Source organism: Paenarthrobacter sp. NPDC091669 (genome assembly GCF_044756725.1).
In the GTDB taxonomy this organism is placed as follows: Bacteria; Actinomycetota; Actinomycetes; order Actinomycetales; family Micrococcaceae; genus Arthrobacter; species Arthrobacter bambusae_C.
In genome coordinates this window covers 80,221-106,166 of sequence record NZ_JBIVTK010000004.1, presented here as the reverse complement: position 1 = coordinate 106,166, position 25,946 = coordinate 80,221, and the positions used below count along the sequence as shown (strand labels likewise).

The window sequence follows — 25,946 nt, the reverse complement described above, 5'->3', positions numbered from 1 at the left end:
CTACTCGGCAGTCTTGCCGAAGTAATCGGCTCCGCCTACGTATTCCGTGTGTCCGGATTCGACGTCCGCGGTGACCATCTTGGCAACCTCGGCAGCGAATTCCTCCACGGAGTAAAGCTTGCCGGCCTCGGCACGGCGTGCTTCGATGGCTCCTGGGTTGGACCGGTCCAGCAGGGTCGCGGTCACTGTGCCCTCGATCATGTCTCCGGAGACCACCACCAGAGAGATGCCCTTGTCCGCGAGGTGGGGAATCAGTTCACGCAGTGCGTCCTCCCCGGCGCGCTTGCTCTTCGCGACGGGCTCGTACTCCGGCATGGTGGGAACAGTCTCCACAAAATGCGCTTGGTGACTGGTCACGAAAACGACGCGCGAACCCTCAGGCATGAGAGGAACGGCTGCGTTGAGCATGTTGACCTGGGCATCGCGGTTCAGCTTGAGCGCGTAGCCCTCTTCCATGCCCGATTCCATGCCGCCTGAAGCGTTCAGCACCAAGACATCAAGGGATCCGAACTCCTCCATGGCTTTGCTGGCAAGGGCATGCACTCCTTCATCAGTGGTGAGGTCTGCGCCCACTGCAGCCGCACGGCCGCCTGCCTCCTGGATGCCCGCTACTACCTTGTTGGCGCGGGGCGCCTTCTGCCGGTAGTTAACGACGACGGCGGCGCCCTCGCCTGCGAGGATCTTGGCAACTTCGGCCCCAATTCCCCGGGAAGATCCCGTGACGATGGCCGTCTTGTTATCCAGCGTTCCCATTCATGCTCCTTTTGTTCACTTCATCCAAATTCCGTGGCCTCGCCTTCCATCATGCCAGCGGCATGGACGAAATCGCTTGTGGGCCCCGGACAAAAAACTGCGGTGCAGGCTAGTGCCCCATACCCAAGCCACCATCAACCGGGATCACGGCCCCTGAGATGTACGCAGCTTCGTCGCTGGCCACCCAGCGCACCACGTCAGCCACCTCGGAGGCCTCGGCAAAACGACCTGCAGGAACGTTGGCCAGGTAGGCTTTCTGGGTGTCTTCGGGCAGTTCGGCCGTCATGTCGGTGTTGATGAAGCCGGGCGCCACCACGTTGGCCGTGATGCCCCGGCTGCCGAGCTCGCGGGTCAGGGAACGTGCAATGCCCACCATGCCCGCCTTGGACGCGGAGTAGTTGATCTGGCCGGGTGCGCCATAGAGGCCGGAGACGGAAGAGATGAGGACTACACGGCCCTTGCGGAGCCGGATCATTCCCTTGGACGCCCGCTTGATCACACGGAATGCGCCGGTGAGATTGGTGTCGAGGACCGAGGTGAAGTCGTCTTCGCTCATGCGGAGCAGGAGCGTGTCCTTGGTGATGCCGGCATTGGCAACCAGGACTTCGACGGGTCCATGGGCTTCTTCGACGATCTTGAACGCTGCGTCAATGGAGGCCTCGTCCGTGACGTCCGCCTGGACGCCCAGGATGCCTTCAGGCAGCTTTGTTTCACTTCGGTAGGTCACCGCCACCTTGTCGCCGTTGGCGAGGAACGATTCCGCAATGGCCAGGCCAATGCCGCGGTTGCCGCCGGTGATCAAGACGCTGCGGCCGGTTGTGACTGCTTCAGACATGCTGTGGCTCCAGGTTCCGCGGCATCGAAGTGCCGCATTGAAGGGGGATTTTCCTGTGACGATCTTATCCGCCGCCCATCCCAACCCGCGGGTAACCAGCAACCTGCGCGGTTTGGGTGGTTAGAGCCTTGGTGAGAGAATTGGTAGAGGCCTTTGGAGCGTGATGATTCAGTTGTGACACGAGAAAACAGTCCCCTGCAGCAAGTGCCCGGGGAACCGGACGCTTTTTCCGGCGACCCCGAGGTCCACAGCATCACGGATGCCGCCGCTGCCCACTCCGAGGACATGCGTGAGCGCATGATCAAGTACGCGGTGGCCATGGGTATCCGCATGGTCTGCATCGTCCTCATTTTCGTGGTGGATGGATGGTTCAAGATCATTGCGATCGCCGGCGCTGTTTTCCTCCCTTGGATCGCGGTTGTCATCGCCAACGGCAATGACAAAGCTGAGGACCACAGCGAGTCATTGCTCGACTACGTGGCAGTCCCCGAAATCGAACGCTCCTCCCAGCCGGAAGAAGCCACGGCCGAGGGACCCACGGTGCTTCAGGGCGAGCTGGTGGATGACGAACCAACAAGAAATCCAGGTGGCCCTTCGACGGGACCTGCAAGCGAGGCCGGACACCCCGGCGACGAACGGGCGGCTTCATGAACATCTTTAACCTTGGCGGCCCAGGTCCGGCCGGCCAGAACTCCGAACGCGCCACGGCTCCGGCGGTGTGCTCGCGGAAAGGGTGCCGGTCCGGCGCCCAGTGGCAACTCCTGTGGAACAACCCGCGTATCCACACTCCGGAACGGCGCAAGGTATGGCTTTCCTGTGGAGACCATCGGGAGTGGTTGGAGGAGTATCTGACCACCCGGGGACTGTGGAAGGAAACGATCGCCTTCACGGCGGGCGAAGCTGCAGTGAACGAGGCCGGCTGAATGTACCGCTTCCTCTTCTCCAGCAAGTGGCTGGGGTACTTTGTCCTGGCCGTCATATTTGCCACCGCGTGCGTTTTCCTGGGCCGCTGGCAGATGGACCGCCGTGCCGAGACTTTGGCTGAAATCAATCGCGTCGTGAGCAACTACTCGGCCACGCCTGTTCCCTTCGCGGAAATCAAGGACCAGTTCAACACCTTGGATCCTGAACGTGAATGGACCCAGGTCCAGCTGCGCGGCAGCTACGACATGGAGGGCCAGCGGGTTGTCCGAAACCGCCCTCTGAACGGCCAGCCAGGTTACGACGTCGTGGTTCCCTTCCGGCTCACCACCGGCGAAGCGGTGGTCATTGACCGTGGTTGGCTGCCCATCGGCAACAACACTCCCGGCCGTCCCGATGTTGTCCCGGACCCTCCAACGGGCCAAGTTACCGTGGTGGCGCGACTCAAGCCTGCCGAACCCAAGTTGGACCGCGGAGCGGTGGACGGACAGTTGGCCTCCATTGACCTGGCCGGTTTCGCCAGCGAGCTCCCCTACCCCATCGCCACCGGAGCCTACGGGCAGCTGGCCAGCGAAGATCCCGCAGTGCAGCCAATGCCGACTCCGTTCCCCAAACCGGCCACCGAAGAGGGGACACACCTCTCCTATTCACTGCAATGGTTTGCCTTTGGCGTCCTGATGTTTATCGGTTTCGGCTACGCAGCACGGCAGCAGGCCCGCAACGCGGCCATCGATGCCGAAGAGGAAGAGGACGAGCAGATTATCGCCGCGGGCGGTACGCCCAGGAAGCGCACTCCTGCGGCCCGGAAGAACAAGCGTGCTACGTCCGAAGAAGAGGAAGACGCCATCCTGGATGCCCAAGGCTACTGAATGATTCCGGATCCCGTACTCAACGTAAAGTCAGCCCTGATTGCCGCCGGAGCCGAGGACACTGTCCGGATCTTTGAGGACAAGGTCCCGACGGCGGCAGCCGCCGCCTCCGCGCTCGGTTGCGATGTCGCGGCGATCACCAACAGCCTGATCTTTGAGCTGGACGGCCAACCACTGCTGATCCTGGCCAGCGGTGTGGCCAAGGTTGATACAGCATTGGTTGCAGCACAGTTGGGCACGGGCAAGATCCGCCGCGCCACGTCGGAATTCGTGCTGGTACATACCGGCCAGGAAGTAGGCGGAGTGGCGCCAGTGGGCCACCCAGAGAAACTGCGCACCATCCTGGACACCTCGCTTCAAGAACACCCTCTGCTATGGGCGGGAGCGGGAGACCACAACTCCATGTTCTCCATCAACTACGAAGAACTGGCACGAATCACGAGCGCGGAACCCCTGCAGGTTCGATAAATCGCATGGGGTGACTTGGTCACCAGCGGAGCGACGCGCTCGATGTGCGTAGCGTGCGTCCAAGCGAGGAACGAGCGAGCACGCGGCACATCAAGCGTGCCGCGCAGCGGACGCAACAACAGCGCGCACCGGACGCAACAACAGCGCGCAGCGGACGCAACAACAGCGCGCAGCGGACGCAAGCACCGCCAACGGCCCGCCCAGCGAGGGCTAAGCCAGCGTGATCAAGTCCAAGTAGTCCTCGTTCCAGTGATCCTCCACGCCGTCCGGGAGCAACACAACCCGCTCCGGGTTAAGTGCGGACACAGCGCCTTCGTCGTGGCTGACCATGACGACGGCGCCGCTGTAGTTCTTGAGGGCACCCAGGATTTCCGCGCGGCTGGCGGGGTCCAGGTTGTTGGTGGGCTCATCGAGGAGGAGAACGTTTGCGCTGGAAGCCACGATGGTGGCGAGGGCCAAGCGGGTCTTCTCACCACCGGAGAGTACGCCTGCAGGCTTGTCGACGTCGTCACCGGAGAAGAGGAACGAACCCAGGATGCCGCGGACTTCAGCATCTTTCATGTCCGGCGCGGAAGACCGCATGTTTTCCAGGACGGTGCGGTCGACGTCGAGCGTCTCATGTTCCTGGGCGTAGTAGCCCACTTTGAGGCCATGGCCGGGGATGATGTCGCCCGTATCGGGTTTGTCAACGCCTGCCAGCATGCGCAGCAGGGTGGTCTTGCCGGCACCGTTGAGACCAAGGATGACTACCTTGGAACCGCGGTCGATGGCGAGGTCCACGTCCGTGAAGATCTCCAGCGAACCGTAAGACTTGCTGAGGCCTTCCGCGGTGAGGGGAGTCTTGCCGCAGGGCGAGGGGTCCGGGAAGCGCAGTGCGGCGACGCGGTCGTTCTCGCGTACAGCCTCCAGGCCGCTCAGGAGCCGCTCCGCACGCTTGGCCATGTTTTGGGCGGCGACAGCCTTGGTGGCCTTGGCGCGCATCTTGTTGGCCTGGTCAATCAGGACCTGGGCCTTCTTCTCAGCGTTGGCACGTTCGCGCTTCCTGGCGCGCTCGTCCGTTTCGCGCTGGAGCAGGTAGCGCTTCCAGTCCATGTTGTAGTAGTCGATCTGGGCGCGGTTGGCGTCCAGCAGGTAGACCTTGTTGACCGTTGCTTCCAGCAGTTCGGTATCGTGGCTGATCACGATCAGACCACCTTGGTGGTTCTTCAGGAAGTCGCGCAGCCACGTGATGGAGTCGGCATCGAGGTGGTTGGTGGGCTCATCGAGGAGCAAGGTCTCGGCGTCGGAGTACAGGATACGCGCCAATTCCACGCGGCGGCGCTGGCCGCCGGAAAGGGTCTTCAGCGGCTGGTTGAGGAGACGGTCCGGCAGCGCGAGGTTGGAGGAGATCGCGGCGGCTTCAGCCTCGGCAGCGTAGCCGCCGCCGGCCAGGAATTCAGCTTCCAGACGGTCGTAGCGGTTCATTGCTTTGCGCTGGACGGCTGCGTCGTCGCTCGCCATGTCATCGTGGGCCTTTTTGAGCTTGCCCACCACCACGTCCAAGCCTCGCGCGGAGAGGATGCGGTCGCGGGCGAGCTGCTCCATGTCCGGGGTCCGTGGGTCCTGCGGAAGGTAGCCGATCTCACCGGTGCGGGTTACCTTGCCGCCAGCAGGAAGACCTTCGCCGGCGAGAACCCGGGTGAGGGTGGTCTTGCCGGCACCGTTGCGTCCGACGAGACCGATCTTGTCCCCTTTGTCCACCCTGAAGTTGACCTGGTCCATGAGCAGGCGTGCGCCGGCGCGGAGTTCGAGGTCCTGGACGGTAATCAATTCGGGTGATGCCTTTCAATGGGGAACGCTCGCGGGGACCGGCGGGTCCGATAAGTGCGGCGGGTTGCGGCTGTGAGAACAGCCTGTCCAAGTCTACCGGTACCCCGGCCGCGGGGTGACATCGGGCCCCGCAGGGGGAAACTGTGCCAACGACCAAACAATTCCTGGCCGGCTTTGTGGGAAGGCTCCAAAATTCCGCAACCGTGCCCTCCGTATTCTCAAGGACAGGGGGAGAAAGCTCCGCATTCATCACATCGCATCACACCTGATTGGACCCGTCATGAGCCAGACCAACGCTGCCACCGTGCAGCACAAGCCAACGTCCCGTAAGCGGTGGACTGCCACCGACCTCGGCCTCATCGCGGTTTTCGCTGCCCTCGTGGCGGCCTCCGCGATCGTGCCCGGCATTCCGGTAGGCGCCCTTGGCGTGCCCATCACCCTGGTCACCCTGACGGTGATGCTCAGCGGTTTGGTGCTGGGCGCCGGGCGCGGTTTCGCCGCCGTCGGGCTTTATGTGCTGTTGGGTTTGGCGGGGCTGCCGATCTTCAGTGGCGGCCGCAGCGGATTGGGAATCCTTGCGACTGCCTCCGCCGGCTACATCATTGCGTTCCCCTTGGCGGCAGCAGCCACCGGCTACCTCGCGGCCGTCATCATCCGTCGGACAGTCAAGTTCCGGGCCCTCTGGCTGTTCGCCGCCACCATGGTCAGCAGCATCGTCATCATCCACGGGCTGGGTGTTGTGGGCATGATGGTCAACGCAAAGTTGGACTTCTCCAAGGCCGTCCTCGCCGACCTTCCCTTTGTCCCCGGAGATATCCTTAAGAACGTCCTGGCCGTGATCATCGCCATGGCAATCCACAAAGCCTTCCCGGACGTCCTGGTGCGTCGGGTCAAGTAAGCGGGAACAATCACTCCATGAATTCCATCAGTTTCAGCAGGGTTTCGGTGCATGTCGCCGTCGATGGCAGCGACATACCCAAGACCCTGCTGCACGATTTTTCCCTTGAACTGGCCGAACGCCGGATCGGAGTCATCGGTGCCAACGGATCCGGGAAGTCCACCCTGTTGCGGCTCATAAATGGCTTGGTTGAGCCGACCCAAGGCAGCGTAGTGGTCAACGGGAACAACACTGTTGACGCCGTGCGCCGCGTCCGGGGCAACGTGGGTTTTGTCTTCACCGATCCGCTGTCCCAGCTGGTGATGCCCACAGGGCGCGAAGATGTTGAGCTTTCCTTGCGCCGCTCCATCAAGAACTCCACAAAGCGGGCGGCCCGGGCAGAAACAGTCCTGGATCGATTCGGCCTGCTGCACCTGGCCGATCAGAGCATCTACGAACTGTCCGGTGGTGAACGGCAGTTGCTGGCCTTGGCCGCAGTCCTGGCCGTCGATCCCACGGTGCTGGTGCTCGATGAACCCTCCACGCTCCTGGACCTTCGGAACCGTGAACTCCTGCGGCGTACCGTCGCCGGCCTGGACCAACAGGTGATCATGTCCACGCATGATCTGGACCTTGCGCTGGACATGGACAGGGTCCTGGTGGTGGAGTCCGGCCGTATCGTGTTCGACGGCGGTGCTGTCGAAGGCGTTGCCCGTTACCGTGCGCTGTGCGCAACTGCCCTGCCCGGTGCCCGCTTGGGTGACGTGTCCAGGTGAGAGGCCATGGTTTCCTGATCGCCAACTACGTTCGCGGCAACTCGGTCATCCACCGCACTCCCCTGTGGCTGAAGTTCCTGGTGGTGGCGGTCTGTGGAGCGGCGTCGTTCCTCATCGTCGACTGGGCCGTTTCGCTGGCGATCCTTGCCGTCATGTGTGGTTTGTTCATGCTGACCGGTGCCGGGTTGCGCCGCCTTATGCGGGCTGTCTGGATGGTGATGCCAGTCCTCTTGGTCATCGGCCTCTTCCAGTGGTGGCAACTCGGCGCGCCCACCGCTGCCCGCATCGTGTTGAACGTGCTGGTGTGTGTGGTGGCAGCTTCAGTGTTGACAGCAACCACTCCCGTGCAGGACTTGTTGGATGGTGTGGTGGCACTGGCTAAGCCCTTCCGGCGCTTCGGTGCCGACCCTGAGCGCTTCGCCTTGACCATCGCGGTGATGCTCAGGAGCATTCCCTTTATTGCCGGCGCTTTCTCGGACGTCCGTGACTCAGCGCGGGCACGCGGACTTGAACGCAATCCCCGGGCGCTGGTTCTTCCGGTCTTCATCACCACTGTGGCGTATGCCCGGCAAACCGGTGATGCTCTGGCAGCCCGCGGATTGGGCGAAGGGGACTGACCAGGGCAGGGACTAGAGCCTTGAGTACCGCAGGAGCGCTGCAGTTCCCATGCCGCCGGCGCTGCTGATCATGGCCAACGCCAGCGGGCCCTGTCCTTCGGCGGAACAGATGCTGCGCGCCTGGGCCAACAGGCGGGTCACCAGGACAGCCCCGGAGGCACCATAGCCGTGACCCAGTGCCAAGGCGCCGCCCTGCAGGTTGGCCCTCTCCGGATCGATGCCCACGTACTCCAGGCAGGCGACGGTTTGGGATGCGAACGCCTCGTTGAATTCCACTAGATCAATATCACGCGCCGCTACCGCGTGGGTGTCCAGGAGACGTCCAGCCGCATGCGCCGCGCCGATACCGAGGTACTGCGGATCGACCCCTGTGGTGTCGCACCCCAGCACCAGCAATCCGTCGGTGGCCCCCATAGTGCGGGCACGCTTCAGTGACGTGACAACGACGGCGGATGCTGCGTCCGCGTCGAAGCAAGAGTTCCCTGCCGTGACCGTTCCGCCGGGCACGAATGCCGCCGGGAACCTGGCCATCAGCGATGCCTGTAAAGACGCCCGGGGGCCGTCGTCGGAATCCACCATCTTTCCCCCGCAGTTCAGCGGAACGATTTCCGCAGAGAAACAGCCTGCCCTGGCCGCTTCAACGGCACGGCGATGGCTCCGGAGCGCGTACTCATCCTGGCGCTCACGCGTCACGCCAAACCCCCGGGCAACGTTCTCGGCGGCAACGCCCATGTCGGGGTCGCCAAATTGTGGTGGCACAAAGCTGGCCCTGGAGTAAAAGTCGAGTTCGCCGTCGTCGTTCCTGTTGGCCCTTGCGGGGGCGGTACTGATGCTTTCAACGCCGCCCGCCAGGAACAGCGGATTGCCGCCGGACGCCACCAGACGGGAGGCCAGCGCGATGGCGTCCAGGCCCGAACCGCATTGCCGGTCAACGGTGATTCCGGGAACGGTGACGTGCAGGCCCGCCTGGAGGGCTGCGAAGCGCGCCACGTTCCCGCCGCCGCCCACGGCGTTGCCCACGATGACGTCGTCAACGTCCGCCGGGTCCACACCTGCTGTTTCCACCAGGGCAGCCAGCACAGGTGCCAGGAGGTCCGGCGCACGGAGATGCTTCAGCTGGCCGTTGGCGCGGCAAATGGGAGATCGAAGTGCAGCGATGATGACCGGTTGCCGGGACTCGTCGGTTTCTCTGGCGGAGTCGTAGCCGCTATCCAAGGAGCTGCGCCCGGGGGTCATGGTTCTTGATCCAGTCCAGGAGAACTTTTCTGCTGACTTTGCCCCGGTCTGTGAGGGGCAACTCCGCCAACAAGTAGTACTGAAGGGGCCATTTGTCCCGTGCCAGCAGACCATCCAGTCCCGTGCGGAGCTGGGTGGCAGTGACCGCACCGCAGGCAGGCACGACGCCGGCGATCACCTTTTGGCCGCGGATATCGTCGGGCGCTCCCGCCGCAACAGCACCGTCCACGCCGGGCACGGAGGCGACGGCGAGCTCCACCTCATGCGGGTAGACGTTCTTCCCCGAGGTAATGATCATGTCCGAGCGGCGGCCCAGGATGTGAAGGGTGCCCTTCTCCAGGAATCCCTGATCCCCCACGGTGTACCAACCGTCGAGGCACCTCAGGGCTTGCCCATCGTCTCCCCATAGGTAGCCGTTGCTGACCATTCCGCTGCGCACGCTGATATTTCCGTGCCTGCCGTCCGGCAGTGGCTTGCCGGCGTCGTCAAGGATGTTCAGTTCAACACCCGGGAAAGGCGAGCCAATGCCGGTACCACCGGCGTCCATTGGTTCCCCGGCAGCAAGGCGGGTGCCCGAAACAAAGCTCAACTCGGAAGCGCCGTAATACTCGTAGATGGCCGCCCGGGGTGCCCACCGCCGGGCAGCCTCCAAGGTCCGGGCGTCCAACTTGGAACCAGCACAGATGATGCTGCGGATCCCTGAGGCGTCCACGTCTCCTGCCAGTCCCCGTTCACTGAGCAACCGCAGCGCGGTGGGTGCGAGGACCAAGCGGGTGATGCCGTCGTGGCTGATGGCAGCGTGGGCGTCTCCGACGTCGAAGGATTCGAGCGTGTGAAAAGCGGCACCCGCATACAGGCATTCCGAGAGCGCGTACAGATTAAGGCTGGCTGACAGAGGGCCGGGCGCCAGTGTCCGGTCGTTCTGTGAGAGGCCGAAGAACTCGATGGATGCCTCGAAGGACACTTGCCAGGAACGGCGGGACCTGGTGAAGGCTTTGGGGACGGAGGTAGTGCCTGAGGTAAGGCCGATGAGGAAGGTACTGGACGGGTCCCCGTCCAACAACCCGGTCTCGACCGGCCTGATGGCCCCACCAATGCGGGACGTGACTTCTTCGATCATCGGAATCGGCCATTCGGGGTCGAGCACGGCGCAGCTCCGCTCCCCAGCCACTGCTGCCGTGTAGCGCTCTACGAAGCGAACCGAGTTGGGCTCGGCAAGAACAGTAGTGGCGGTCGCATCATCCAGCAGCCCTGCTGCTGCGTCGCGGAGTCCCGCCCAGGTGAGCCGGCTGCTGCCCACAACGACCGCGGTGTCGTGGGGGCGCTCATCGGCCCAGAGCTGAAGTTTTTCCAGGAAAGGCATCCACACAATTTTACGGCAGTGTCAGGCGCCGGGCATCAATAGTGACGTCTATTCTGACTGTATGAGTTTCAATGACGGCGCACAGCTTGACCCCTCCCAGGTGGAGGACCGACGTGGCGGTGGAATGGGCCGCGGGACCAAGATCGGCGGTGGCATTGGCGGCGGGATCGTGGTGCTGCTGCTGGCACTCTTCGGCATAAACCCCAACATCCTGGGCGACCTGACAGGCAGCGGAACCCAGCCGCCCGCCGTCGAAAGTGGCGGCGCCGGAGGTGTCCAGGAATGCCAGACAGGTGCTGACGCGGACAAACGCCTGGACTGCCGGATCACCGGAACGGTGAACAGCCTGAACGCTTTCTGGCCTGACTACCTTGCCGACTACAACGTCCAGTACCCACGGCCCAAGACCGTCATCTTCAGTGCGGCCACCAACACCGGCTGCGGTGCAGCTACCAGCGCTGTGGGTCCGTTCTATTGCCCTGCAGATACCACCGCATATTTTGACCCTGGCTTTTTCGACGAACTGGTGACCCGCTTTGGATCCTCCGGAGGACCGCTGGCACAGGAGTATGTGGTGGCCCACGAGTTCGGACACCATGTCCAGAATGTCCTCGGAAACCTGGAACAGGCACAGCAGGATCCCCAAGGTCCGCAATCGGGTGCGGTCAGGGTGGAACTGCAGGCTGACTGCTATGCGGGATTGTGGGTCAGGCATGCAACGACCCAAACGGACGCCAGCGGCAAACCCTTCCTTGATCCCCTGACCGAGCAGGATCTGCAGGATGCGCTCTCCGCTGCTTCCGCAGTCGGCGATGACCGCATCCAGGAGGCGGCTACGGGCCGAGTCTCTCCGGAGTCATGGACCCACGGTTCCAGTGAGCAGCGGCAGAAATGGTTCTATCAGGGATACACCACGGGCGACATCAATAAGTGCGACACGTTTGGTGTAGCTGCCCCTTAGGCGATCCGTCGATCGGGAAGCCCGTCCAAGCGGCCGACCGGCCCGGCTCTCCAACGAGTTCCGGGCCGGTTGGTGGAATCAGGCTCTTTTGGGGGCCCGTCCGTTACTTGCAGGTGACGTCTACTCGGTAGGTGTAATCGCCCTCCCGATGGTCGGCCACAATGACGCCGACCGTGGCGCTGCTGCCCTTGATCTTTGCCAGGGATCCATCCGGGCCATACACCGCTCCAAGCCCGCAGCCGGGTTGGCTGGAGACCTTGATGGTGTGCGCGCCCTGCTCCGTCGCCTCAAAATGTGCTTCGTGATATGCCAGCACTGCCGGATTCCACTCAGAGAACTTGATGTTGTGCGCACCGTTGGTATCAGTCCACTCAGCGGCATACCCATCCAGCGCTGTGCCGTTCTTGAAGAAGCGAACATCAATCTCGACAATCAAGGGGTTGCGGACCTTGAAGTTGTCCACCTTGCTGTATCGCGGGACAAAACACTGCTTGTTGCCCGGGGCCGTGCAGTCATACCTGTCCACTGGCGTAACCCACACCTTGTAGACCCCGCCGTTGTTTGGGGTATCAGCGAACGGGAAAAGTTGAATCGTTGCGCCGCCGTCCTCTCCATCCGTTCCCGTTACATGCTCGCAGCCGCCGGCCGTTACGACGTCTTCGAAAACACCCGAACTGTTGACGGTAAGTTCGCGGCAGCTGATGTCATCAGTGGATAGCAGTGTTTTGCCGGAGGGATCTGTGACTTGGAAATAGTAGTTTCCGGCGGGCAGCCCTGCAGCGTCGTCAGGAGCGTTGATGCCGGGTCCGCCGTTGAGATACACGTCCTCCTTGGCGTCATAGATGTTGAGATTTACCGGGACACCAGATCCGTTGGTGGTGAAGATGGCTCCTGAGAGCTGGGAACCTGCTGGGGGCGCGGCAAATGCGGGCGGGGCGAGCAGCCCTGCAGTGGCAATGGCAATAGCACTTGGTATTGCGAATTTCGCTTTCATGGGAGTGCCTCTGATCGACGAGTAGTAATTACATCACCCAGACGCGCTCCCGCACGGCCACTCCCCAGCCAGTAGACGTTGCCACCCCCCTGGAGGCATTGCTCCAGGGATGCAGAGAATAGCGCCTCGGATGGCCGTATCCTACTCGGTGGCGGAACGTCACGGTAGGCCTAAGCCAGCGCGTTCGACTTTGCCTGGAGGAGCTTTGAACCGAAGAAAGGAAGGGCCCCCGGCCTTAAGCCCGGAACCCTTCCTTGTGTTCGCCCGAAGCGAGCGGAATACTGCTGATCAGATGTTGAAGCCGAGGGCCCGCATCTGGTCCTTGCCGTCATCTGTGATCCGCTCGGGACCCCATGGCGGCATCCATACCCAGTTCAGGCGCCAATCATCAACCACGCCGTCAAGGGACTTGCCCACCTGCTCTTCGAGCACGTCCGTCAGCGGGCAAGCCGCAGTGGTCAGTGTCATGTCGATCAGGAGAGCGCCGTCGTCGTCGGAATACTTCAGTCCGTAAAGAAGTCCCAAGTCCACAATATTGACCCCCAGTTCGGGGTCAATGACGTCCTTGAGCGCTTCCTCGACGTCCTCGAGGCTGGTGCGCGCCGTGTTGATTTCGGTCATGGCACGATCCTAACTAGGCCTGCACGGCAGGAGCAACGGCAACGCCGGCGCCTGGGGCGTAGCGGTCGTAGCCCTCGTCTTCAAGCCGGTCGGCAAGCTCGGGGCCGCCCTCTTCGACAACCTTGCCGTCAACGAACACGTGAACGAAGTCCGGCTTGATGTAGCGCAGGATGCGGGTGTAGTGGGTGATGAGCAGTGTGCCCATGTTGCCCTCTTCATGAGCGCGGTTAACGCCCTCGGAGACAACCTTCAAGGCGTCAACGTCAAGGCCCGAGTCGGTCTCGTCAAGAATGGCGAACTTCGGCTTGAAGAGTTCGAGCTGAAGGATCTCAACACGCTTCTTCTCACCACCGGAGAAGCCTTCGTTGACATTGCGCTGTGCGAAGTCGGCGTCGATGCGCAACTGCTGCATGGCGGCCTTGACGTCCTTGGTCCACGTGCGCAAAGCCGGGGCTTCGCCGTCGATCGCGGTCTTGGCGGTGCGCAGGAAGTTGGTCATGGTGACGCCGGGAACCTCTACCGGGTACTGCATGGCCAGGAAGACGCCTGCACGGGCGCGCTCGTCGACGCTCATTTCCAACACGTTTTCGCCATCCAGCGTGATGGTGCCGCTGGTGACGTTGTAGCGCGGGTGCCCGGCGATGGTGGAGGCGAGAGTGGACTTGCCCGAGCCGTTGGGGCCCATGATGGCGTGCGTCTCACCGGTCTTGATGGTGAGGCTGACGCCCTTCAGGATCTCCTTGGTGCCCTGCTCCGTCTCGATGCTGACGTGCAGGTCCTTGATTTCAAGAGTTGACATGCTCTTCTTTCTTTCCGTTCGTAAGTCTGGCGGTACTGGGTGCTCAGTAGTGATCTACGGAGGCACCGTTCACAACATTGGTCACGTCCACATACACGTCGTCTCCGTCGATGGTGACGGCGAAAACAGGGACGGGGTCATAAGCAGGCAGCTGGAGCGGCTGTCCGCTGCGGAGGTCAAACTGGGAACCGTGGCCCCAGCACTCGATCGCGCAGCCTTCAACCTCACCCTCGGACAATGAGATGTCCGCGTGCGAGCAAGTATCGGCGATGGCGTGGATCTCGCCCATCGAGTCCTTGACGATGGCTACAGGGTAGTCATCAATCAGGACGCGCAGCGCTTGCTTGACCTGGATGTCATTGGCGTTGCATACCAGTTCGCCCTTGGTTTCTTCACTCATTCTTGCTCTGCCTGGCCTGTCTTAGTTGTCGGTCGCGGCGAGTTCGCGCTCAACAGCTGCGGTCAGGCGATCTTCGATTGCCGGGACCTTGATCTGCTGGATGATCTCGTTGAGGAAGCCTCGGACCACCAGGCGGCGGGCAACCTTCTCAGGGATGCCGCGGGCCATGAGGTAGAACAGGTGCTCGTCATCGAACCGGCCGGTGGCACTGGCGTGGCCGGCACCCTCGATCAACCCGGTTTCGATTTCGAGGTTGGGTACGGAGTCGGCGCGGGCACCGTCGGTGAGGACCAGGTTGCGGTTGGCCTCGTAGGTGTCCGTGCCTTCTGCTTCCTTGCGGATCAGGACGTCGCCAACCCAGACGCTGTGGGCGTTGCGGCCCTGGAGGGCACCCTTGTAGAGAACGCGGGACTTGCAGTTGGCCACAGCGTGGTCAACGAACAGGCGCTGCTCAAGGTGTTGTCCGGCATCGGCGAAGTACAGGCCGAACATTTCGACGTCGGCTCCGGGAGCTGTGAAGCGGGTGGACGGCGTGACGCGAACGAGGTCGCCGCCAAGGCTGACCACGATGTGCTTGAACTTGGCATCGCGGCCGATCTTTGCCTGCTGCGATGACGCGTGGACGGCGTTGTCTGCCCATTCCTGCAAGGAGACAACGGTCAGTTCAGCACCGTCTTCAACAATGATTTCCACGTTCTCGGAGACCACCGCGGTGCCCTGGTGGTCCAGGACCACAACAGCCTTTGAGAAGCGTTCTGCCACAATCACGATGTGCTGGGCAGACGGTGCCTCGCCTGCACCTGTGATCAGGACCGAAACTTCACTCTCGGCCTGCAGCTCGGCGGGCACGGTGATGACCGTGGCCTCGGCGAAGTTCTCCCAGGCGTTGGCGGACACAAGGTCCTCCGGGATGGCTGCCTGGCCGATGCGCTGGTCATCGCGACCAACGGTTTCAACAACGACGCCGGTGGGTGCGGTAACGCTGACAGCCGGAGCTGCCCCGTTGAGGACATCGGTGTGGAGGCCACGAAGCCGCTTCAGCGGGGTGAAACGCCAGTCTTCCTCAAGCCCGTTCAGGGGCTTGAAGTCTGCCAGCTTGTAGGAGGTGAGACGGCCGGCACGCGAGCTGTCCGGGATGCCTACGCCGCCGCCATGCGAGTGGCTCTTGGCCGAAGCGCCGGCCAGCGGACCTGCGGAAGGCTGCTCCGACGTCGTGCTGGTGTTCGTTCCAGTGTTTACGGGCGAAAGGTTCTCGCCTTCCTCGGTGAAGCCGTTGATAAACGGCTGGGCCGAGGGCGCGCCGATGCGCGCCTTTTCAGTAGTGATATCAGTCATTGTTAACCGACGGACCCTTCCATCTGCAGTTCAATCAAGCGGTTCAGCTCAAGGGCGTATTCCATGGGCAGTTCACGGGCAATCGGCTCAATGAAGCCGCGCACGATCATGGCCATGGCCTCGTCTTCAGGCATGCCGCGGGACATCAGATAGAAGAGCTGCTCTTCGCTGACGCGGGAAACGGTGGCCTCGTGGCCCATGACAACGTCATCCTCACGGATGTCGATGTACGGGTACGTGTCCGAGCGGGAAATGGTGTCCACAAGCAGGGCGTCACAACGGACCGTGTTGGCCGAGTGCTTGGCGCCCTCGCGGACCTGGACCAAGCCGCGGTATGCAGCACGACCGCCGCCGCGGGCCACGGACTTGGAAATGATGGAGCTCTTGGTGTTCGGTGCGATGTGCACCATCTTGGAGCCGGTGTCCTGGTGTTGGCCTTCGCCGGCGAAAGCGATGGACAGCGTCTCGCCCTTGGCGTGCTCGCCAACGAGGTACACGGCCGGGTACTTCATGGTCACCTTGGAACCGATGTTGCCATCGATCCACTCCATGGTGGCGCCCTCTTCGCAGATGGCGCGCTTGGTGACGAGGTTGTACACGTTGGTGGACCAGTTCTGGATGGTCGTGTAGCGGACGCGGGCGCCCTTCTTCACGATGATCTCCACAACGGCCGAGTGCAGGGAATCCGAGGTGTAGATCGGAGCCGTGCAGCCTTCGATGTAGTGAACGTAGGAGTCCTCATCGGCGATGATCAGCGTGCGCTCGAACTGGCCCATGTTTTCCGTGTTGATACGGAAGTAGGCCTGCAGCGGAATGTCCACGTGGACGCCCTTGGGAACGTACACGAAGGAACCGCCGGACCAGACAGCCGTGTTCAGCGATGCGAACTTGTTGTCGCCCACCGGAATGATGGTGCCGAAGTATTCCTGGAAGATCTCCGGGTGTTCGCGCAGCGCGGTATCGGTGTCCAGGAAGATGACACCCTGGGCTTCAAGGTCCTCACGGATCTGGTGGTAGACCACCTCGGACTCGTACTGGGCAGCGACGCCCGAGACGAGGCGGCTGCGCTCAGCTTCCGGAATGCCCAGTTTCTCGTAGGTGTTCCGGATGTCTTCCGGAAGGTCTTCCCACGTTGCCGCCTGCTTCTCGGTGGAACGCACAAAATACTTGATGTTGTCGAAGTCGATGCCGGAGAGGTCTGCACCCCAGGTAGGCATGGGCTTGCGGTCGAAGTACTTCAGGCCCTTAAGCCGTAGATCGAGCATCCATTCGGGCTCGTTCTTCTTCGAGGAGATATCGCGGACGACCTCCTCGTTGAGGCCACGACGGGCGTTGGCGCCTACGTCGTTCTTGTCGGCCCAGCCGTACTCGTAGTTTCCGATACCGTGCAGTTCGGGATTCTTCTCCAGAATCTCCGAGATCACAGTGCCGTCAGCTACCGCTTTCTCTGCTATTTGGTCCGTCATCACGGCCTTTCTTGCTGGTTGTTTGATTCCTGGTACGGGTTCCCGGACTGCTCTGCGACATCTGGGGATGCCGTGGCAGCCGGGCGCCCGGTAGGTATGTGGGTGGTGCAGACGTGGCCGCCCTGCGCGAGGGTGGAGAGGCGCCGGACATCGACGCCCACCAAACGCGAGAAGACCTTGGTCTCGGTATCGCAAAATACCGGAAACTCAGCGGCGAGCCGCTGGATGGGGCAGTGGCCCTGGCACAGCTGAACGCTTGACAGCGCAGCAGGCAACGGGGCCTTGGCCTCAATGGAGTGTGCTGAAGCCACGAAGCGGTCGCGGCTCAGGGCCTTGGAGAGTGCCATGGCCCGGGCGGTGATGTCATCTCCGGCAGCGTCGACCTCGGGAGCGTAGCGCCTTTCCATATCGGAGAAGCGTTCCTCCGCGTATTCACGGACTGCGTCTTCGCCGGCGAGTTCCTGGAGGCGGCGGAGCGCCGAACTGGCGATGTTCAGGTAGTCGTCGCCCAGAGTGGACTGCCCCTGGGAGCTCAGGACGTAGCGGCGTGCGGGACGGCCCGCCCCGGAGCCGGCCTTGGCCACACGCTTGACCTCTATGACGCCGCTTCGTTCCAAATGGTCAAGGTGGCGGCGGACTGCAGCCGGTGTGAAGCCGAGGAGGTCGCCGAGTTCCGCAGCGCTCACCGGACCGTTCTCGAGAACGGCGCTCAGCACCCGGTCCCTTGTGCGGTCATCCGCGTCCGGCAGCGCAGGCGGGGCAACGAATGCCCCTGCCGCTGCAGCATGCCGTGGTGAGGGCATGGAAGTTGGACTGCTCATGGAATACACAACACAATCATGTCGTAATTTGTTTCATGCATCCAGTAAGGCAAGACTGACCTCAGCCGCCCGCCAAGTGTGACCGTACTACTTCACGTAGAATACTCTGGTGCGCTCACCCGAATCCCCTGTCCTCACCATAGACGGACTCATTAAGGATGTAGGCCCCCTGGCCTCCCTTGACGGCAAAATGCTCCGGGTGGTCAGTGGACTGTCCCTTGTTGCGGAGCGCGGCCAGGTAACAGCCCTCCTCGGCGCCAATGGTGCCGGCAAGACCACCACCCTTGAATGTGCGCAGGGACTGCAGAAACGGACCGGCGGCAGTATCTCGCTCCTTGGTGCGGACCCTGATGGAGCAGGCGCCGACTTGAGGTCCCGCGTAGGCGTCATGCTCCAGGACGGCGGGCTGCCGCCGTCGGCCCGTCCCATCCCGCTGTTGCGGCACGTTGCCGGCATGTACCAAAACCCCATGGATGTTGACGCGCTGGTGGAACGGCTGGGAATCAGCCAGTTCAGCAGGACCAGCGTGCGTCGGCTGTCCGGCGGCCAAAAGCAACGCCTGGCTCTGGCCGCTGCCTTGGTCGGCAATCCGGAAATCCTGTTCCTTGATGAGCCCAGTGCGGGGCTGGATCCGCAATCGCGCCAGATGGTTTTTGACCTGATTGCCGAACTTCGCGACGCCGGCATGGGAATTGTCCTGACCACCCACCTGATGGACGACGCCGAGCGCTTGGCCGACTACGTCTACATCATCGACGGCGGCCACAACGTGGTGGAGGGAACCGTCGCGGAACTGCTTCGCCATGACCACGCCACGGATTCTGCCATCACGGACCGGACGCTCTACTTCGATGCGCCGGGCGGACTGGACTTTGCCGGTGCCCTCGGGCCGGGCCTTCAACTGACCGAGACACGCTCGGGAAGCTACTCCATCACGGGTGCGATCACACCCAAAGACCTTGCAGCGCTGACTGCCTGGTGGGCGGAACGGAACATCATGCCCGCCTCACTCCGCCTGGAAGCCCGTAGCCTTGAAGACGTGTTCCTGGACATTTCCGGAAGGGACCTCCGATGAGCAAGCTCCTCTCCCCCAACGCGGGACCCGCATCACTGCCGCGCCGCATCATGCAGCAGGGACGCTATGAGACCATCACCATGCTGCGGAACGGCGAACAGCTGATCCTTGCCATCGTCCTGCCCCTGATGGCTTTGGTGGGACTCGTAGTGACTCCCCTCCTGGATGGCCTCGGGGGATCACGTGTGGACGTTGCCACACCGGGCATCCTGGCGCTTTGTGCAATGTCCACGGCTTTTACCGGGCAGGGTATTGCCACCGGCTTTGACCGTCGCTACGGAGTACTCCGGTTCCTGTCCACCACTCCCCTGGGCAGGGGTGGGCTCATCGCCGGCAAGATCCTTGCCGTGCTGGTGGTTCTTTTCCTGCAGGTAGTGGTGGTGGGCGCCATCGCCGGCTTCCTGGGGTGGCAGCCGCGCCCCGAGGCTTGGCTCCCTGGGCTTGGACTGCTTGTTCTTGGCGCTGCCGCCTTCACTGCACTGGGTTTGCTGGTAGCGGGCACCGTGCGTCCGGAGGCAACGCTGGCCATCACCAACTTGCTGTGGATCCTGCTGGGCGCCCTGGGTGGCATTGTGGTGCCGGCCGATCGGCTGCCCTCTTTGCTTCAAGGCATCGTCCACTTCCTTCCGTCCGGCGCCCTGGGCCAGGCGCTCCGCGATGCTTTCCTTGCAGGAGCCGTACCATTCCCCGCCGTCCTTGTCCTTCTGCTGTGGACGGTACTCGCCGGCGCCGCAGCCATCCGCTGGTTCAAGTGGAACTAATTCAACCGGGCACCTACCAACAATGCAGAAGTGAGAAGTGAGAAACTGTGAGCACGGCATCGCGCCTCCCCAAAACCATTCAGCGGTTCACGTCCAAGTTGCCTACCGAGGTAAATAAGGCCGTCCGTCGCTTGGCTTTGCTGTCACTCATCGGGCAGACAGTCCTCGTGGTGACCGGTGGTGCCGTCCGCCTTACCGCGTCCGGTTTGGGCTGCCCCACCTGGCCACGATGCACCAATGACTCACTGGTCAACACCCCGGAAATGGGTATCCACGGTTTCATCGAATTCGGGAACCGCATGCTGACCTTTGCCCTCGCCGCCGTTGCCGCGCTCATGCTGGTGTACTTGTGGAACCTCCGCAAAGAACGCCGCGACCTGTTCATGCTTGCCCTGGGCCTGCTGGCAAGCATCCCGGCCCAAGCCATCATCGGTGGCATCACGGTTTTGTCCGGCCTCAACCCCTGGGTTGTTGGCCTCCACTTCCTGGTTTCCATGGCCTTGGTGGTTTTCGCAACGCTGCTGGTCAACCGGGCCTATGGACGCGCCGGAGGCTTCATGAACCGGACCCTCCCGGGCCTGCCCGCCGTCGCACGTCCCGTGATGCTGGCTGTTGCCGTCTTCTCCGCACTCTCGGTGATGCTCGGCGTCGTAGTCACTGGCGCAGGTCCCCATGCTGGAGACGCTGACGCGCCGCGGAACGACCTCGACTGGGACCTCTTCTCCCACATCCACGCCGTCCCCGCTTACCTGATCACGGCCGGAACGCTGTTCGCGGTGTACTTGGTGGTCCGTCACAAGATCACCGGTCCCTTCCGGACAGCGACATACCTCCTGCTGGGCGTGACACTGCTGCAGGCTGTTATCGGCTTCACCCAGTACTACAACGGAATTCCGGCTCTCTTGGTCGGTGCGCACATGTTCGGGGCAGCCGTCCTCATGAGTGCAGCCACCAATGCCGCCGACCTTGCGAAGCACAGCCCGGTCAGATAAGTTCTCCTACGCCTCTCCTACGCCCGGATCAGATGCGCAGGATTGGACCGCATGGCCAGCATTGCCGGATATACGGCCGACAGGGTCCCGCTGACAAGTCCAGCCCCCATGCCCCACATCGATGCGTACCAGGGAATCACTGCAGCCCAGCCTTCACTGGATGCGTAAGCCAGGATGGCGCCCATTCCGGCTGCTGCGCCTGCTGCCCCGCCCAATGCTCCCACCACGGCACCTTCGGTGAGGAACATCGAGGCCAGCACTCCGCGTCGCATGCCCAGGGCCAGTCGCAGTGCAATCTCGCTTGATCGGGCCAGCACGCCCAAATACATGGTGGTTCCGGCGCTGAGGCAGGCCATGGCGAGCAGGATGACGGAGACAATGGCCACCAGCCTGCCGAGGTCCGTATTGATCCCTTGTTTGAGCTCCCGGAGGTCGGCCACCGTCTGTACTTCCACGGTCCCGGGTTCAGCAGGGTTGAGTGCTTTCGGAAGGGCCTCTGCTATGGCTGCCGGCATCCCTGGACTCGTCCGAAGGACCAGGCTGGCTGCAACGTTGCTGGTCAAAGCGTAAGACCCGACACCCACCATCACCGCTGATGGCAGGACCGGGTCACGGCCAGGCTCGTCAATGATCCCCACCACCGGGACCGCCTGGCCATACAGCCACACCACGACGCCGGGACCTGGCTTCGCGATTCCCAGCTCTTGGGCGGCATCCTGGCCCAGGATGGTGACAGGCCCTCCAAATGAGTGATCCAGCAAGGCAACGTCACCATAGGACACGGTTGCCCCTTGGAGCCTAAGGTACGCAGAGTCGATGATCCGGACTGCGCCGTTGAAAGTCGGTTGTTCAGGAAAGGACGCAGCCCGAAAGGTGGATGGCTGCACCACTGACGATGAGAGTTCGGCGATGACGCCGGCATCATGCACTCCGGAGAGCTTCATGGATGCCTTGAGATCGCTTTTGACGGCTTCCCATGATGAATATCCAGCCTCGCGTGTCACCCTGACTTCATCGCTGGCGGCTGCGTCGATCCGGGCGGACACCTTCACAGAAGCGCTCTCGCTCAGTCCGATGGCCGCTACCAACCCTCCACTGCCAAGGAGGAATGCCATGATCAGCAAAAGGGCTTTTGCTGGGCGAACGGTCAACCCGGAGAGCGCGTCGGCAACAGCATCTGCGGCCTCATGGCGCAGGCTCTGGGCGAAGGCCCGTTTGCTTTCGGGCCCTTGCGTTGCTGCTGGACTGCTGGCGGTGTCCCTGGTGTGTCCGGTGTCCTTGATGATGGCTCCATCGCGCATCGTGATGATGCGATCCGCTGCCGCCGCAATACCGGGATCGTGGGTCACCATGGCCACAGTGGTCCCGGCGTCACTGAGCTCGCGGAGATGCTGGATGACGATCTTGCCGTTCCCGGTGTCCAGGCTGCCTGTGGGCTCATCTGCCAGGACAACCTTTGGCGCTCCGATTACTGCCCGTGCCATAGCCAGACGTTGACGCTCTCCCCCGGACAACAGCGACGCCGGAGTTGCTGCCCTTTGTGCGAGCCCAAATCTCTTCAGCGCGGGCATGACCAGTTGTTTCTGGACCCTCATACCTACGCCCCGTACACGCAGCCCCAACACGGCGTTGCGGGCCGTGGCGTCCCGGCCCACCATATGTGATTCCTGGAAGACGAAGCCGAAAACATCGGCCCGTAGGGCTGCTTTCTCCCTAACGCTGAGATCTGCGACGTTTACATCCCTGATCCGATAAGAACCCCCGGTAGGTGTGTCCAGGAGACCGAGGACGTTAAGCAGCGTGGACTTTCCCGAACCGGAGGGTCCTACAATGGCAACAAACTCGCCCTCATGGATATCGAGATCCACGTCCACCAGTGCCTTCGTTCCGGGAAACCCCCGGTTTATGCCTCGCAGGCTAAGGACAGGCAGGGGCTGTGCAGGCCCTGCTGATTCGTGAGTGGGCGCCAGTGCGCTCATTGGAGTTTCACCTGATCCCCAACAACCAGGCCGTCCACGTCACCGATCGCCGCCCAGCCATCCGCCTGTGCGGTGACCTTCACCTCAAGTCGGCGGGGCTCGTCGTCCCCCTCAATCAAGAGGTACGGTATCCCACGATCCTGGCGAATCGCTATCAGGGGAACGGCGAGGGACTCTGCAGTTGCGCTGCCTGCAGTGACGGTGACTGATTGGTCCGCGGGGAATCCCGGTGACCCTGGGGGGATTGCCACCGTGATGTCTTTTCCAGGGATTTCGTTCTTGCTTGAGTCACCCTCCAAGAAGCCGCTGATATTCGCCACGGTGGTGTCCAGGACCGTTGAGCCGGCCCTGACCGTTACGGGCGCGCCCACCGCAAAACTCTCGGACTGGACAACGTCGGCCCGCGCAACTATTGAATCGTCGGCAACTCTTATGCGGGCTACGATCCCATCCGCTGCCAGCAGAGCCCCCGGGCCAGCCAGGGATGCAATTGTCCCGGTGTTGCCGGGAATCTGCACGAATTCCCGCCAACGGAACATGACGTCGGACGAGGCAGCCTTTGGGGCTGCCTTTCCAGCGTCCTCCTGAGGGAGTTGAGCGGGCGCGGTGGGAGCTTCGAACCCTGCGGCTTTGTACCACGATCCCAGTGCCTGCTGAGTATCCAAGTCGAAGGTTCCTGTTGTGGTGCATGCAAAACCAAACGTCGCCAAAGCCGCTTGAAGGGCTATGACGTCAGGTCCCGACTCCCCATGGATGACGTCACGGTACAACGGCACACTACTGGGCAGTATCAGCAGGGGCCTGCCGGAGACGACCGCCAGCAGTTCACCGGGCACGACGAGGCTCCCAATCTCTTTGGCCACGGCAGTCACCACTAGCCTGTCAACACCTTCGGTCGGGCTTGCCTGCAATGCGGACTGAGCTCCTGCTATGACTTTTCCCGAAAGAACCACCTGTTTGGCCACCGCACGGCGCTCCACCGTTGCCGAAACAGGAACCACCCCGGGCGCGGGTGGCACCGGCTCCGTCCCGGCCGTGCTGGAAGCCCCGGCCCAGTAGGTTATGCCCAAACCTGCAAGGACGATGAGCACGGCGACGGGCATCAGCCACCATCGCGGAACACGCCGCATGCCGCGGCGAATCAGCATTGACTCAGAGTCTTGCATCAGCCACGCCATGGTCCCGCAGTATTTGTTTGGCTCGCTCCACGGCGGCCGTCTTCTCGTCTGCCAAGGCGTTGAGCTCGGCTTGGTGGTCCTTCATCTGTGCTGCCTGGTACTCAGCGAGAATGTCATAAGGTTTCCTGGCCCCGCCGCTGGCCTCTTTACAATCAAAGTCCAGCAAGGCGACTCGGATCTCGTCTTCCTTGGAGCCGCTCGATGACAGATTCCAGGAACCCTCCTCCGCGACCTTCAGGCCCTTGCCGGCCACACAGTCCTCCCAGCTCTTCCGGAAAGCGACGTAGTCCGAATCGTGCTCCGTCAGCGCCACGGCGTTACTGGTGATCTGGTGTGGGAGGGATGTGTCGCCGGCCAGCCCCTCCAGGAGTTCGGGCAAGCCTGCCCGCCCCACGGAGTTGGTGCACTTCACTTCTTCCGCCTGGTGCCTTGCGCTGAGGGGCGGGCGCTCCGGTTGCTCGTCCAGCACCCCTGGTACCTCACGTATCTCCGGCATGGCGCCGTTCCTGGCTGCCAAAGGACGGGACCATTGGCCAAACCTGTAGTCCTGCAGGGCCTTGCCTCCGCCGCCCCACGGCGCCACCGTGAACCCGGCATCTTCCACGCAGTCGTAGATGAGGAAGGCGACCGCCGAATTTACGATCACGTTCTCACGGTCCGAGTACCAGTAGGCACTCATGGGAAGAAGCACCTCGCCGCTCGCTTCGTTGAGGGACGCCTTGGCCCCGGCGCCGGCAGAGCGATCGATGGCGGGCAGGCTAGTGGCCATGGATTCAATGGGCGACGATACCGGCGGGGCGGAACAGGCCGCGCCGGCCATCGCGATCCCTGCCAGGAACGCGGCAATCTTCACGGTGGAACGAAGAGCGGGAGATCGCAAGGCTAACCCCAAATGCTTGAAATCTCGTCGTCCCAGTTCACGCCGGCATACATTGACACACCCCGAAGATCGTTAACTGCGTTGCCACCACGGAAGATCACTGCATGGCCGGAGTAATTGAGGTCCCTGTAGAGATACACGTACGGAGATTGAACGTTCGCAGCCGGGCCTAAGACGATGGAGCTGGCTTTATCGTTGGCCGCGTCGCCCACATACGATGCGACCCAGTTGTAGGTCCGCTGCGTTCCGGTGAACCAGTAGTTGTCGTAGAGGCAGACCCTGGCTGTGGAGCACGCCGGTGCGGCTTGCGCGGCCGTCACCCCGGTGAGAACCGAAGCTGAAACGATGGTCACGATTCCTGCGGTACGGAGGAGTGCTTTCACTGTGGTCCCCAATGCTCGTGCGGTGTGGAACAGCTCTGTTCCGTCTCGAACACTAGGTTGCGCACGGCACCACCTAGACGACTTTTCTGCAAACTAGGTGGCATTTGGGCAAGAATTAGGTACCTAGAGGGGCGAAACTAGGTGCTGCAATGGGCCTACTAGGTATCGCCGCGGGTCTAGGCCATCCGCTGTCCGCGGCCGACATACTTGTCCTATGCGGGTGACAACTGTGCTGGTCGAAGGTGAAAGCGACAGGTTGGCCGTGGAGGCCCTGGCCTTGCGATGTGACCACGACTTGGCATCAGAGGGTGTGCAAATCGTCCCTATGGGCGGTGCCACGAGTATCGTGCACTACCTCGAGCGCTACGGCCCGAAAGGAGCCGACCACCGGCTGCTTGGGCTATGTGACGCCGCTGAGTCCCGAGGCATTGCCAAGGCACTCCTGCGAGCCGGCATGGGATCCGGACCACTGGAAGAGCGCGGGTTCGAAGTTTGTGACTCCGATCTGGAGGATGAACTTATCCGATGCCTGGGAATCAACTCAGTGCTTGAGGTCATCGAGGCCCAACGCGAGCTGGCCTCGTTCAAGCTCCTCCAACGCCAGCCCTCACTGCGCGACCGGTCCGTGGAAGCCCAGCTACGGCGGTTCTTAGGGGGCCGGAGCGGAAACAAGATTCGCTACGCTCCCTTGCTGGTCTCTGCGCTGCCCGCTGGCAAGGCACCTCCCCCGCTAACTCACTTGGTTGCGTCATTTGGGATGTGAGCGAGCGTCCTTGG

The 25,946-nt window shown here is 62.4% G+C and carries 28 protein-coding genes; 12 read left to right on the top strand and 16 right to left on the bottom strand.

What is annotated here, in order from left to right:
* Together ACIQLI_RS08145 and fabG are read right to left on the bottom strand one after the other, a co-directional pair.
* Nucleotides 1-753 carry an SDR family oxidoreductase gene (locus ACIQLI_RS08145; RefSeq protein ID WP_207593540.1) on the bottom strand — a complete coding sequence of 251 codons (753 nt, stop codon included), beginning with the start codon at nucleotides 751-753 and terminating at the stop codon, nucleotides 1-3.
* A 109-nt stretch (nucleotides 754-862) separates the two neighbouring features.
* Nucleotides 863-1,588 carry a 3-oxoacyl-ACP reductase FabG gene (fabG, locus tag ACIQLI_RS08140; protein WP_089595088.1) on the bottom strand — a complete coding sequence of 242 codons (726 nt, stop codon included), beginning with the start codon at nucleotides 1,586-1,588 and terminating at the stop codon, nucleotides 863-865.
* Between the two features lie 153 nt (nucleotides 1,589-1,741).
* On the opposite strand from fabG, the gene ACIQLI_RS08135 reads away from it, so the two are divergent.
* The 4 genes from ACIQLI_RS08135 to ACIQLI_RS08120 are packed head-to-tail and all read left to right on the top strand — an operon-like array spanning nucleotide 1,742 to nucleotide 3,846.
* Nucleotides 1,742-2,239, top strand: a complete 498-nt coding sequence (locus ACIQLI_RS08135) for a DUF3099 domain-containing protein (protein ID WP_354226695.1) — start codon at nucleotides 1,742-1,744, stop codon at nucleotides 2,237-2,239.
* The gene (locus ACIQLI_RS08130; protein WP_400386998.1) at nucleotides 2,236-2,511 is read left to right on the top strand and encodes a hypothetical protein; all 276 of its coding nucleotides are present in this window, start codon (nucleotides 2,236-2,238) and stop codon (nucleotides 2,509-2,511) included. The genes ACIQLI_RS08135 and ACIQLI_RS08130 overlap by 4 nt, the downstream gene beginning before the upstream one ends.
* A complete protein-coding gene (locus ACIQLI_RS08125) occupies nucleotides 2,512-3,378 on the top strand; it encodes an SURF1 family protein (protein ID WP_400386995.1) in 867 nt (288 codons plus the stop codon). It begins immediately after the preceding gene.
* On the top strand, nucleotides 3,379-3,846 hold the full coding sequence (locus tag ACIQLI_RS08120; protein ID WP_261608157.1) for a YbaK/EbsC family protein: 468 nt from the start codon (nucleotides 3,379-3,381) through the stop codon (nucleotides 3,844-3,846).
* A 210-nt stretch (nucleotides 3,847-4,056) separates the two neighbouring features.
* On the opposite strand, the gene ACIQLI_RS08115 is transcribed toward ACIQLI_RS08120, so the two are convergent.
* Complete coding sequence (locus ACIQLI_RS08115; RefSeq protein WP_207593534.1) at nucleotides 4,057-5,655, bottom strand: ABC-F family ATP-binding cassette domain-containing protein; 1,599 nt, start codon at nucleotides 5,653-5,655, stop codon at nucleotides 4,057-4,059.
* Nucleotides 5,656-5,935: 280 nt separating this feature from the next.
* On the opposite strand from ACIQLI_RS08115, the gene ACIQLI_RS08110 reads away from it, so the two are divergent.
* From ACIQLI_RS08110 to ACIQLI_RS08100, 3 genes are read left to right on the top strand one after another with little or no spacing between them, the layout of a single operon-like run.
* A complete protein-coding gene (locus ACIQLI_RS08110) occupies nucleotides 5,936-6,553 on the top strand; it encodes a biotin transporter BioY (RefSeq protein ID WP_400386991.1) in 618 nt (205 codons plus the stop codon).
* A gap of 17 nt (nucleotides 6,554-6,570) precedes the next feature.
* Nucleotides 6,571-7,308: an energy-coupling factor ABC transporter ATP-binding protein gene (locus tag ACIQLI_RS08105; RefSeq protein WP_400386988.1), complete on the top strand. Its 738-nt coding sequence runs from the start codon at nucleotides 6,571-6,573 to the stop codon at nucleotides 7,306-7,308.
* Nucleotides 7,305-7,925: an energy-coupling factor transporter transmembrane component T family protein gene (locus tag ACIQLI_RS08100; RefSeq protein WP_400386986.1), complete on the top strand. Its 621-nt coding sequence runs from the start codon at nucleotides 7,305-7,307 to the stop codon at nucleotides 7,923-7,925. Before ACIQLI_RS08105 ends, ACIQLI_RS08100 begins: the two co-directional genes overlap by 4 nt.
* Before the next feature lie 12 nt (nucleotides 7,926-7,937).
* On the opposite strand, the gene ACIQLI_RS08095 is transcribed toward ACIQLI_RS08100, so the two are convergent.
* Together ACIQLI_RS08095 and ACIQLI_RS08090 are read right to left on the bottom strand one after the other, a co-directional pair.
* Entirely contained in the window at nucleotides 7,938-9,161 is a 1,224-nt protein-coding gene (locus ACIQLI_RS08095; RefSeq protein WP_400386983.1) for a thiolase family protein, read from the bottom strand.
* Nucleotides 9,133-10,524: a class I adenylate-forming enzyme family protein gene (locus tag ACIQLI_RS08090; protein ID WP_400386980.1), complete on the bottom strand. Its 1,392-nt coding sequence runs from the start codon at nucleotides 10,522-10,524 to the stop codon at nucleotides 9,133-9,135. The genes ACIQLI_RS08095 and ACIQLI_RS08090 overlap by 29 nt, the downstream gene beginning before the upstream one ends.
* Nucleotides 10,525-10,585: 61 nt before the next feature.
* On the opposite strand from ACIQLI_RS08090, the gene ACIQLI_RS08085 reads away from it, so the two are divergent.
* Nucleotides 10,586-11,485, top strand: a complete 900-nt coding sequence (locus ACIQLI_RS08085) for a neutral zinc metallopeptidase (protein WP_400386977.1) — start codon at nucleotides 10,586-10,588, stop codon at nucleotides 11,483-11,485.
* A gap of 103 nt (nucleotides 11,486-11,588) precedes the next feature.
* On the opposite strand, the gene ACIQLI_RS08080 is transcribed toward ACIQLI_RS08085, so the two are convergent.
* The 7 genes from ACIQLI_RS08080 to ACIQLI_RS08050 all read right to left on the bottom strand — a co-directional run bounded on the left by ACIQLI_RS08080 (nucleotide 11,589) and on the right by ACIQLI_RS08050 (nucleotide 17,921).
* Nucleotides 11,589-12,479, bottom strand: a complete 891-nt coding sequence (locus ACIQLI_RS08080; protein ID WP_400386974.1) for a hypothetical protein — start codon at nucleotides 12,477-12,479, stop codon at nucleotides 11,589-11,591.
* Nucleotides 12,480-12,767: 288 nt separating this feature from the next.
* On the bottom strand, nucleotides 12,768-13,100 hold the full coding sequence (locus ACIQLI_RS08075) for a metal-sulfur cluster assembly factor (protein ID WP_089595078.1): 333 nt from the start codon (nucleotides 13,098-13,100) through the stop codon (nucleotides 12,768-12,770).
* A gap of 13 nt (nucleotides 13,101-13,113) precedes the next feature.
* A complete protein-coding gene (gene sufC / locus ACIQLI_RS08070) occupies nucleotides 13,114-13,899 on the bottom strand; it encodes a Fe-S cluster assembly ATPase SufC (RefSeq protein WP_089595077.1) in 786 nt (261 codons plus the stop codon).
* Nucleotides 13,900-13,942: 43 nt separating this feature from the next.
* Nucleotides 13,943-14,299 carry a non-heme iron oxygenase ferredoxin subunit gene (locus ACIQLI_RS08065; RefSeq protein ID WP_089595076.1) on the bottom strand — a complete coding sequence of 119 codons (357 nt, stop codon included), beginning with the start codon at nucleotides 14,297-14,299 and terminating at the stop codon, nucleotides 13,943-13,945.
* A 21-nt stretch (nucleotides 14,300-14,320) separates the two neighbouring features.
* Nucleotides 14,321-15,634, bottom strand: a complete 1,314-nt coding sequence (gene sufD / locus ACIQLI_RS08060; RefSeq protein ID WP_354226675.1) for a Fe-S cluster assembly protein SufD — start codon at nucleotides 15,632-15,634, stop codon at nucleotides 14,321-14,323.
* A 2-nt stretch (nucleotides 15,635-15,636) separates the two neighbouring features.
* Nucleotides 15,637-17,100, bottom strand: a complete 1,464-nt coding sequence (sufB, locus tag ACIQLI_RS08055; protein ID WP_011774792.1) for a Fe-S cluster assembly protein SufB — start codon at nucleotides 17,098-17,100, stop codon at nucleotides 15,637-15,639.
* On the bottom strand, nucleotides 17,100-17,921 hold the full coding sequence (locus tag ACIQLI_RS08050) for a helix-turn-helix domain-containing protein (RefSeq protein ID WP_354226672.1): 822 nt from the start codon (nucleotides 17,919-17,921) through the stop codon (nucleotides 17,100-17,102). The genes sufB and ACIQLI_RS08050 overlap by 1 nt, the downstream gene beginning before the upstream one ends.
* A 109-nt stretch (nucleotides 17,922-18,030) precedes the next feature.
* Here ACIQLI_RS08050 and ACIQLI_RS08045 point away from each other — a divergent pair, with 109 nt between their 5' ends.
* From ACIQLI_RS08045 to ACIQLI_RS08035, 3 genes are read left to right on the top strand one after another with little or no spacing between them, the layout of a single operon-like run.
* The gene (locus ACIQLI_RS08045) at nucleotides 18,031-18,996 is read left to right on the top strand and encodes an ABC transporter ATP-binding protein (RefSeq protein WP_400386968.1); all 966 of its coding nucleotides are present in this window, start codon (nucleotides 18,031-18,033) and stop codon (nucleotides 18,994-18,996) included.
* A complete protein-coding gene (locus ACIQLI_RS08040; protein WP_354226668.1) occupies nucleotides 18,993-19,757 on the top strand; it encodes an ABC transporter permease in 765 nt (254 codons plus the stop codon). The genes ACIQLI_RS08045 and ACIQLI_RS08040 overlap by 4 nt, the downstream gene beginning before the upstream one ends.
* A gap of 47 nt (nucleotides 19,758-19,804) precedes the next feature.
* Nucleotides 19,805-20,749 (top strand): heme A synthase, encoded by a 945-nt coding sequence (locus ACIQLI_RS08035; protein ID WP_400386965.1) that lies wholly within the window; start codon nucleotides 19,805-19,807, stop codon nucleotides 20,747-20,749.
* A gap of 17 nt (nucleotides 20,750-20,766) precedes the next feature.
* Here the strand turns inward: ACIQLI_RS08035 and ACIQLI_RS08030 are convergent, their stop codons facing one another.
* Genes ACIQLI_RS08030 through ACIQLI_RS08015 form a run of 4 tightly spaced genes read right to left on the bottom strand, consistent with a single transcriptional unit; the run spans nucleotide 20,767 to nucleotide 25,169 of the window.
* Nucleotides 20,767-22,728, bottom strand: a complete 1,962-nt coding sequence (locus ACIQLI_RS08030; protein ID WP_400386962.1) for an ATP-binding cassette domain-containing protein — start codon at nucleotides 22,726-22,728, stop codon at nucleotides 20,767-20,769.
* Nucleotides 22,725-23,876 carry a hypothetical protein gene (locus ACIQLI_RS08025; protein WP_400386960.1) on the bottom strand — a complete coding sequence of 384 codons (1,152 nt, stop codon included), beginning with the start codon at nucleotides 23,874-23,876 and terminating at the stop codon, nucleotides 22,725-22,727. Before ACIQLI_RS08025 ends, ACIQLI_RS08030 begins: the two co-directional genes overlap by 4 nt.
* 4 nt (nucleotides 23,877-23,880) lie before the next feature.
* A complete protein-coding gene (locus ACIQLI_RS08020; RefSeq protein WP_400386957.1) occupies nucleotides 23,881-24,759 on the bottom strand; it encodes a hypothetical protein in 879 nt (292 codons plus the stop codon).
* A gap of 29 nt (nucleotides 24,760-24,788) precedes the next feature.
* On the bottom strand, nucleotides 24,789-25,169 hold the full coding sequence (locus tag ACIQLI_RS08015) for a peptidase inhibitor family I36 protein (protein WP_400386954.1): 381 nt from the start codon (nucleotides 25,167-25,169) through the stop codon (nucleotides 24,789-24,791).
* Nucleotides 25,170-25,383: 214 nt separating this feature from the next.
* Here ACIQLI_RS08015 and ACIQLI_RS08010 point away from each other — a divergent pair, with 214 nt between their 5' ends.
* Nucleotides 25,384-25,932, top strand: coding sequence for a TOPRIM nucleotidyl transferase/hydrolase domain-containing protein (locus ACIQLI_RS08010; RefSeq protein WP_400386951.1), 549 nt, complete (start codon nucleotides 25,384-25,386; stop codon nucleotides 25,930-25,932).
* The last annotated feature ends 14 nt before the right edge of the window (nucleotides 25,933-25,946 follow it).